6 protein-coding genes are annotated in these 7,914 nt (G+C 72.4%); 3 read left to right on the forward strand and 3 right to left on the reverse strand.

Going from position 1 to position 7,914, the window contains the following annotated elements; translation table 11 throughout:
* Positions 1–36: 36 nt before the first annotated feature.
* The 3 genes from IE318_RS28300 to IE318_RS28310 all read left to right on the forward strand — a co-directional run bounded on the left by IE318_RS28300 (position 37) and on the right by IE318_RS28310 (position 3,246).
* Positions 37–483 carry a MerR family transcriptional regulator gene (locus IE318_RS28300; protein ID WP_037870493.1) on the forward strand — a complete coding sequence of 149 codons (447 nt, stop codon included), beginning with the start codon at positions 37–39 and terminating at the stop codon, positions 481–483.
* Positions 480–815: a thioredoxin family protein gene (locus IE318_RS28305; protein WP_308438600.1), complete on the forward strand. Its 336-nt coding sequence runs from the start codon at positions 480–482 to the stop codon at positions 813–815. Before IE318_RS28300 ends, IE318_RS28305 begins: the two co-directional genes overlap by 4 nt.
* A gap of 196 nt (positions 816–1,011) precedes the next feature.
* Positions 1,012–3,246: a HelD family protein gene (locus tag IE318_RS28310; RefSeq protein WP_189904861.1), complete on the forward strand. Its 2,235-nt coding sequence runs from the start codon at positions 1,012–1,014 to the stop codon at positions 3,244–3,246.
* Between the two features lie 54 nt (positions 3,247–3,300).
* Here IE318_RS28310 and glgB read toward each other — a convergent pair whose 3' ends face one another.
* From glgB to IE318_RS28325, 3 genes are all read right to left on the reverse strand, one after another.
* Positions 3,301–5,961 carry a 1,4-alpha-glucan branching enzyme gene (glgB, locus tag IE318_RS28315; protein WP_189904841.1) on the reverse strand — a complete coding sequence of 887 codons (2,661 nt, stop codon included), beginning with the start codon at positions 5,959–5,961 and terminating at the stop codon, positions 3,301–3,303.
* Between the two features lie 60 nt (positions 5,962–6,021).
* The gene (locus tag IE318_RS28320; protein ID WP_189904843.1) at positions 6,022–7,461 is read right to left on the reverse strand and encodes a maltokinase N-terminal cap-like domain-containing protein; all 1,440 of its coding nucleotides are present in this window, start codon (positions 7,459–7,461) and stop codon (positions 6,022–6,024) included.
* 95 nt (positions 7,462–7,556) lie between these two features.
* Positions 7,557–7,914 (reverse strand): alpha-glucosidase C-terminal domain-containing protein (locus IE318_RS28325; RefSeq protein ID WP_189904845.1); only part of this gene is annotated, 358 nt, incomplete at its 5' end.

Genomic DNA, 7,914 nt, shown 5'->3' on the forward strand with positions numbered 1-7,914 from the left:
CCCTTGACGTCGGCGTCAAGCCGTACCGTCGAGGGCATGCGAATCGGTGAGCTTGCCGGGCGGGCCGGGACCACGGCGCGGGCGGTGCGGTACTACGAGTCGCGGGGGCTGCTGCCCGCGCGGCGGGATGCCCATGGGCACCGCACCTACGACGAGCGGGACCTGAAGCTGCTGCGGGAGATCAGGACGCTCCAGGACTTCGGGTTCGAGCTGGAGGAGACGCGGCCCTTCGTGGAGTGCCTGCGGGCAGGGCATCCGGAGGGGGACTCGTGTCCGGCCTCGCTCGCGGTGTACCGGCGCAAGCTGGACGAGCTGGATGCGTTGATCGGCGAGTTGCGGGCGGTGCGGGCGCGGGTCGCCGGGCAGCTGTCGCGGGCCGAGCAGGCGCGGACCGAGCTGGCCGCCGAGGCGCTGGTTCCGGGTGGCCCGGAGCCGAGGTGCGAGCTGGTGCCCGAGCAGGCGCCGGGAGGGCAGGAGCGATGATCAAGCAGGTGGCCGGGGTGGCCGAGGTGACCGACGCGGACTTCGAGGCGGAGGTGCTCGGGGCGGACCTGCCGGTGCTGGTGCAGTTCACGGCCGAGTGGTGCGGGCCGTGCCGGCAGCTGGCGCCCGTGCTGGGGCAGATCGCGTTCGAGGAGGGCGACCGGCTGAAGATCGTCCAGCTGGACGTGGACCGGAATCCCGGGACCACGCTCGCCTACGGCGTGCTGGGCACCCCGACGCTCATGGTGTTCCAGGGCGGGGAGCCGGTGAGGTCGATGGTGGGGGCGCGGTCCAGGCGGCGGCTGATGGAGGAGCTGGCCGACGTGCTCTGAGCCGTTCGGCGACAGCGGACCGGCCGCGGGCCCGGAGGGACGAGAAATCCCCCGAGTGCAATTGCGCTCGGGGGATTTCTCTGCGTATATTCGGTGATTCATGACTTCCGAGAAATCGGGTCACCGAGAAGCATTGTGCGCACAGTATATCCGGGCGGGAGCGGAATTGTCAAACACCGAATTTCACGACGGTGAATTGCGGCAGGAGCAGGAATTCATCGACGGGCTGTACGTGCGCGTGGACGCCCTGCGCGGCGACACCGAGGCCTCCGTCACGGACGCGCTCGCACAGGGCGACAAGCCCATGCAGGCCAGGCTGGAGCGGGACATCCTCGTCGCCGAGCGCTCGGGGCTGCTCGCCGCGCTGAACGCCGTGGACGGCTCGCTCTGCTTCGGCCGGATCGACCTCACCGACGGAGTCAGCCACCACATCGGCCGTATCGGGCTGCGCGCCGACGACGCCGAGCGCACGCCGATCCTGATCGACTGGCGGGCCGACGTCGCCCGGCCCTTCTACCTGGCCACCGGCCACACCCCGATGGGCCTGCGCCGCCGCCGGCACATCTCGACCGAGGGCCGCCGGGTCACCTCGCTGCACGACGAGATCCTCGATCTCGGCGACGCCACCCGCACCGGGCACGAGGACCCGACCGGCGACGCGGTGCTGCTGGCCGCGCTCGACTCCGCGCGCACCGGCCGGATGGGCGACATCGTGCGGACCATCCAGGCCGACCAGGACCGCATCATCCGCGCGCCGCACCGTGGTGTGCTCGTGGTGGAGGGCGGCCCGGGCACCGGAAAGACCGCGGTCGCGCTGCACCGGGCCGCCTATCTGCTCTACGAGCACCGCGAGCTGCTCGCCCGGCGTGCCGTGCTGATCGTCGGCCCCAACCCCGCCTTCCTCGGCTACATCGGCGAGGTGCTGCCCTCCCTGGGCGAGACCGGCGTCCTGCTGGCGACCGTGGGCGAACTGTTCCCCGGCGTGCGGGCCAAGGCCACCGACACGCCCGAGGCCGCCGCCGTCAAGGGCCGCGCCGACATGGCCGACGTGCTCGCCGCCGTCGTACGGGACCGGCAGGCGCTGCCCGATCCGGTGATCGCCATCGAGCACGAGCGCGAGGTGCTCATGCTCGACGACGGCCTGGTGGGCGTGGCCCGTGAACGCACCCGCGCCGCGAAGCTGCCGCACAACGTGGCGCGCGAGCACTTCGAGGGGCACATCCTCAACACGCTGACCGAGCTGTACGCGGAGCGGGTCGGCACCGACCCCTACGACGGCTCCAGCCTTCTCGACGCCTCCGACATCACCCAGATCCGCGACGAACTCGCCGAGAACCCCGAGGTGTGGGCGGCCATCGACCAGCTGTGGCCGCGGCTGAACCCGCAGCGGCTGGTCGCCGACTTCCTCGCCGACCCGGACGGGTACGTGTCCGAGGAGGACGCGGACGCCGTCCGCCGGCCGGTGACCCGGGCCTGGACCGTGGCGGACGTCCCCCTGCTCGACGAGGCCGCCGAGCTACTGGGCGAGGACGACCGGGTGGCCCGGGCCCGCGCCGAGCGGGAGCGCGAGACGCAGGTGGCGTACGCGCAGGGCGTCCTCGACGTGTCGTACGCCTCGCGGACCTACGAGTTCGAGGACAAGGAGGACGGTGACCCGGACGCTTCCGAGGTGCTGTCCGCGCACGACATCATCGACGCCGAGCGGTTCGCCGAGCGGCAGGAGGAGGCCGACCACCGCAGCGCCGCCGAGCGTGCGGCCGCCGACCGCACCTGGGCGTTCGGGCACATCATCGTCGACGAGGCGCAGGAGCTGTCGCCGATGGCGTGGCGGCTGCTGATGCGGCGCTGCCCCACCCGCTCGATGACCCTGGTCGGCGACCCGGCGCAGACCGCGGAGGCGGCCGGCGTCGGCTCCTGGGAGGGCATCCTCCAGCCGTACGTCGAGGACCGCTGGGAGCACACCCGCCTCGGCGTCAACTACCGCACCCCGGCCGAGATCATGGACGTGGCGGCGGCCGTGGTCCGCGCGGAGAACCCCGGCTTCCGGCCGCCGAGCTCGGTGCGCTCCACGGGCGTGAGGCCCTGGGCGCGCGCCACGGACGACCTGCCCGGCGCGGTGGAGAAGGCCGTCGCCGAACTCACCCCGGACGAGGGCCGGCTCGCCGTGATCGCACCGCGGGAGCTGCACCGCGCCCTGGCCGCCCGGCTGGACGGGGTCACGGCCGGCGCCGAGCCCGACCTGACGCACACGGTCGTCCTCCTCGACCCGCGCCAGGCCAAGGGCCTGGAGTTCGACTCGGTCCTGGTGGTCGAGCCGGGCCGTTACGGCACGAGCGATCTCTATGTGGCCCTGACGCGGGCCACGCAGCGGCTGGGCGTGGTGCACACCGGGGCGCTGCCCCCCGCCCTGGCCGCCGCGTTCACCGAGTAGCGGTGGCCGTCCTGGCTCCGGTCGCTCCGGGGACTCCGGGAGCCCCCGGGACGCTCATGCCGGGCGCAGCCACACCGTCGCCAGGGGCGGCAGGGTCAGCCGGATGCTCGCCGGCCGGCCGTGCCACCCCTGGGGTTCCGGCTTGATCGGATCGGGGTGGACGACGTCGCCGCCGCCGTAGCGGGCCGCGTCCGTGTTGACCAGTTCCAGCCAGGCGGGAACGTCGTCGGGGACCCCGAGGCGGTAGTCGTGGCGGACGGCCGGGGAGAAGTTGGACACCGCCAGCAGCGGGGCGCCCTCGGCGTCGTGGCGCAGGAACGCGAACACGTTGTCGTCGGCCGCGTCCCCGACGATCCACTGGAAGCCGTCGGGGTGGACGTCCCGCGCCCACAGGGCGGGCGTCGCCCCGTAGGCGGCGTTCAGGTCGCGGACCAGGTCCAGGACGCCCCGGTGGTCGGCCGCCGCGCCGTACGACGGGTCCAGCAGCCACCAGTCGGGGCCGCGCTCCTCGGACCACTCGCTGCCCTGGGCGAACTCCTGGCCCATGAACAGCAGCTGCTTGCCCGGGTGGGCCCACATGAAGCCGAGGTAGGCGCGCAGGTTGGCGCGCTGCTGCCACCAGTCGCCGGGCATCTTCGACACCAGTGAACCCTTGCCGTGCACCACCTCGTCGTGGGAGATCGGCAGCACGTAGTTCTCGCTGTAGGCGTACACCATCGAGAAGGTCATCTCGTCGTGGTGGTACTTGCGGTGGATCGGCTCGTGACTCATGTACTGCAGCGAGTCGTGCATCCAGCCCATGTTCCACTTCAGCCCGAAACCCAGGCCGCCGAAGCCGCTCGGGCCCCGGTGGTGGGTGGCCCGGGTGACGCCGTCCCAGGCCGTCGACTCCTCGGCCACGGTCACCACGCCCGGCACCCTGCGGTACACGGTCGCGTTCATCTCCTGCAAAAACGCCACCGCGTCCAGGTTCTCCCGGCCGCCGTACTGGTTCGGCGTCCACTGGCCCGGCTCACGCGAGTAGTCCAGGTAGAGCATGGAGGCCACCGCGTCCACGCGCAGCCCGTCGATGTGGAACTCCTCGCACCAGTACAGGGCGTTCGCGACGAGGAAGTTGCGCACCTCGCGCCGGCCGAAGTCGAACTCGAGGGTGCCCCAGTCGGGGTGCGCGGCCCGCAGCGGATCGGAGTGCTCGTACAGCGGGCGCCCGTCGAACTCGGCCAGCGCCCACTCGTCGCGCGGGAAGTGCGCCGGCACCCAGTCCATCAGCACCCCGATGCCCGCCTGGTGCAGGCGGTCCACCAGGTACTTGAAGTCGTCCGGGGTGCCCAGACGCGCGGTCGGCGCGTAGAAGCCGGTGACCTGGTAGCCCCAGGAGCCGCCGAAGGGATGCTCGGCGACCGGCATCAGTTCCACATGGGTGAAGCCCAGGTCCTTGACGTAGGCGGGCAGCTGCTCGGCCAGTTCACGGTACGTCAGCCCGGGGCGCCAGGACGGCAGATGCACCTCGTACACGGAGAACGGCGCCTCGTGCGCGGGCCGCTGCGCACGCCGGAGAATCCACTCCCCGTCCTCCCACTCGTGGTGCGAGGCGTGCACGACGGACGAGGTGGCGGGCGGGACCTCGGTCCGGCGGGCCAGTGGGTCGGCACGCAGGGTCCTGGAGCCGTCCGGCCGGGTGATCTCGAACTTGTACAGCTCGCCTTCGCCGATCCCGGGCACGAACAGCTCCCACACACCGGTGGAGCCGAGCGAGCGCATCGGGAACGCGGTGCCGTCCCAGAAGTTGAAGTCGCCGGCCACCCGCACACCGCGCGCGTTGGGCGCCCACACCGCGAACCGGGTACCGGCCACGCCCTGGTGGGTCGTCGGATGCGCCCCGAGCGCCTGCCACAGCTGCTCGTGCCGTCCCTCACCGATCAGATGCAGGTCCAGCTCGCCGAGCGTGGGCAGGAACCGGTAGGCGTCCTCGGTGTGCTGCACGGTCCCCGCGTACGCCACCTCCAGCCGGTACTCCGGTACGTCCGGCAGCGGCAGCAGCCCCGAGAAGAACCCCTCCCCGTCGTGCCTCAGCTCGACCTGGAGGTCCCCGGCGATGACGGCCACCCCCAGCGCGTACGGCCTGAAGGCCCGCACGGCGACCCCGCCGGGCACGGGATGCGCGCCGAGCACCGAGTGCGGGTCGTGGTGCGTGCCGCTGAGCAGCCGCTCGCGGTCGAGGATGCCGATCGCGGGGGAGACGGCCATGTCCGCCGATGCGGCCTGCCCGGCGGTCTCCGTCCCCACGGGCGGCACGGCGGCGGAGGCGACCGCCTCGGCGGGGGGCCTCTTCGCGGCGGCCTTCTTGGCGGGTGCTTTCTTCGTGGCAGCTTTCTTCGCGGGTGCCTTGGTGGCGGTGGCTTCCCCGGCAGCCGTCTTCTTCGCGGTCGTCTTCTTGGCTGCTGTCTTCTTGGCTGCCGTCTTCTGCGCGGCGGTCTTCACGGCGGTCTTCTTCACGGCGGTCTTCTTCGCCGTGGTCATCGCCGTCGCCGCGTCGGTCTTCTTCGCGGCCGCCTTCTTGGCCACGGCCTTCTTCGCGGTCGCCTTCTTCGCCGTGGTCTTCTTGGCGGCGGCCTTCTTCGTGGTGGCCTTCTTCGCGACCGCCGGCTGCTCGGCGCCGGCGGCCCCGGCCGTCTGCTTCGGGTTCGAACCGCTGGACGGGGGGCGGTCAGTCACGGGCGGAGCCTCCTCGGCGCAGGACAGGACAGGTCGGGTCGGTGCGTGATGACAGAGGGATCACACCGGGGCGGAGCCGGCCAGGCGGCGCACCGCGGAGAGCGGCACCGGCAGCCAGTCGGGGCGGTGCCGGGCCTCGTAGAGGACTTCGTAGATCGCCTTGTCCGTCTCGTAGGCCCGCAGCAGGACCGGGTCGGTGCGCGGGTCGCGCCCGCTGACCTCCGCGTATCCGGTGCAATAGGCGGCCCGGCAGGCCTCGGCCCACTCCGGTGCGGGCGGGCCGCCCGCCGAGTGCGCGGCGTAGTCGAAGGAACGCAGCATCCCGGCGACGTCACGCTCCACGGGCTGGGCCATCCGCCGCTCGGCCAGCGGTTTCGCCGGCTCGCCCTCGAAGTCGATCAGCGACCACTCCCCGGCGGGCGAGCGCAGGCACTGGCCGAGGTGGAGGTCGCCGTGGATGCGCTGGGCCGTCCAGGTCTCGCCCTCGCCGGCCAGGTCGGCCAGCGCCTCGAAGGCGGAGCGCAGGGCGGGGGCGTACGGCTGGAGCGCGGGCACCGCCTGCGCCGCCGCCTCCAGGCGCTCGGTCATGCCGTCGACCAGCGACTGGAGCTGGAGGTGGCCCAGGGTCACGGTGGGCAGTGCCCGGGCGAGCGCGGTGTGCACCTCGGCCGTGGCGCGGCCCAGCGCCCGCGCCTCGGCGCTGAAGTCCTCGCCCTTGGCCAGCTCGCGCAGCGCCAGCTCCCAGCCGTCCGAGGCGCCCTGCACGAACGGCTGGAGCACGCCCAGGACGTACGGCTCGTCGGTGCCCGCCTCGATGGTGGCCTCCGCCGTCATCCACGCCGTCGGCGGGGGGACCCTGGGGCAGCCCTCACGGGCCAGGGCGAGCGGCAGCTCCAGGTCGGGGTTGACGCCGGGCAGGACCCGGCGCAGCAGCTTGAGAATGAACGTATCGCCATAGATGACGGACGAGTTGGACTGCTCGGCGGTCACCATGCGGGGCACCAGGTCGGGACGTATCTCGCCGCGCCGCTCGAAGCGCAGCCCGCCGATACGGGCCTGGCTGCGCAGCGCCTCCAGGATCACCTCGGCGGGCCTGGGGTCGTACAGGGCCTCGTACACCGTGCGGCCGGCGAACGGGCCCTCGTGGACGTGGCCGATCAGCGCGGGCGCCAGCCTCGGGGGGAGCGCCTCGCGCACGCCTATGAGCAGCTGGTAGCAGTCGCCGGGGTGCGGGACGTGTCCCTGCACGGCCGCGAGCGGCTGGTGGGCGCGGACCAGCAGGTGGTACAGCCCCAGCTTCCCTTCGACGGGAAGCAGCTCCGTGGCCGCGACCAGCGAGAATCCCGTGACCGGGCGCCCCTTGCCCGCGAACCAGCGCTGCCGGGGCAGCCACTCGCGCAGCAGCGGGTCCAGTGACGCGAGGAGACCGTGGCCGCTGGTGGTGACGGAGCCGCTGGTGACGGGGCTGGTGGTGACAGAGCGTGTGACGGCTTGCGACATGGCTTCCGACATGGCGTCGCGTCCAATCGCTGGTCGGTTGTGACTGACGCGTGCCCACAGGTGGGGCGGGGGAAACCGCCCCACCTGTGGGGGTGCTACGCGGTGGCGGCGTCCGTACGGAGCCGGAACCAGTAGAAGCCGTGCCCCGCCAGGGTCAGCAGGTACGGCAGCTCGCCGATGGCCGGGAAGCGCACCCCGCCGAACAGCTCGACCGGGTGCCGCTCGCGGAAAGCGCTCAGGTCCAGCTCGGTGGGCTGGGCGAAGCGCGAGAAGTTGTGCACGCAGAGCACCAGGTCGTCCTCGTACTCCCGCAGGAACGCGATGACCGCGGGGTTGGAGGACTGCAGTTCGGTGTAGGAGCCGAGTCCGAAGGCGCGGTTCTGCTTGCGGATCTCGATCATGCGGCGGGTCCAGTGCAGCAGCGAGGACGGCGAGGACATGGAGGCCTCGACG

This window comes from Streptomyces spiralis (genome assembly GCF_014654675.1).
In the GTDB taxonomy this organism is placed as follows: domain Bacteria; phylum Actinomycetota; class Actinomycetes; order Streptomycetales; family Streptomycetaceae; genus Streptomyces; species Streptomyces spiralis.

What these genes read in the sequence shown, in the direction of transcription:
- IE318_RS28300 (WP_037870493.1), top strand. Translation starts at nt 37, where the DNA reads ATGCGAATCGGTGAGCTTGCCGGGCGGGCCGGGACCACGGCGCGGGCG.
- IE318_RS28305 (WP_308438600.1), top strand. Translation starts at nt 480, where the DNA reads ATGATCAAGCAGGTGGCCGGGGTGGCCGAGGTGACCGACGCGGACTTC.
- IE318_RS28320 (WP_189904843.1), bottom strand. Translation starts at nt 7,461, where the DNA reads ATGTCGCAAGCCGTCACACGCTCTGTCACCACCAGCCCCGTCACCAGC.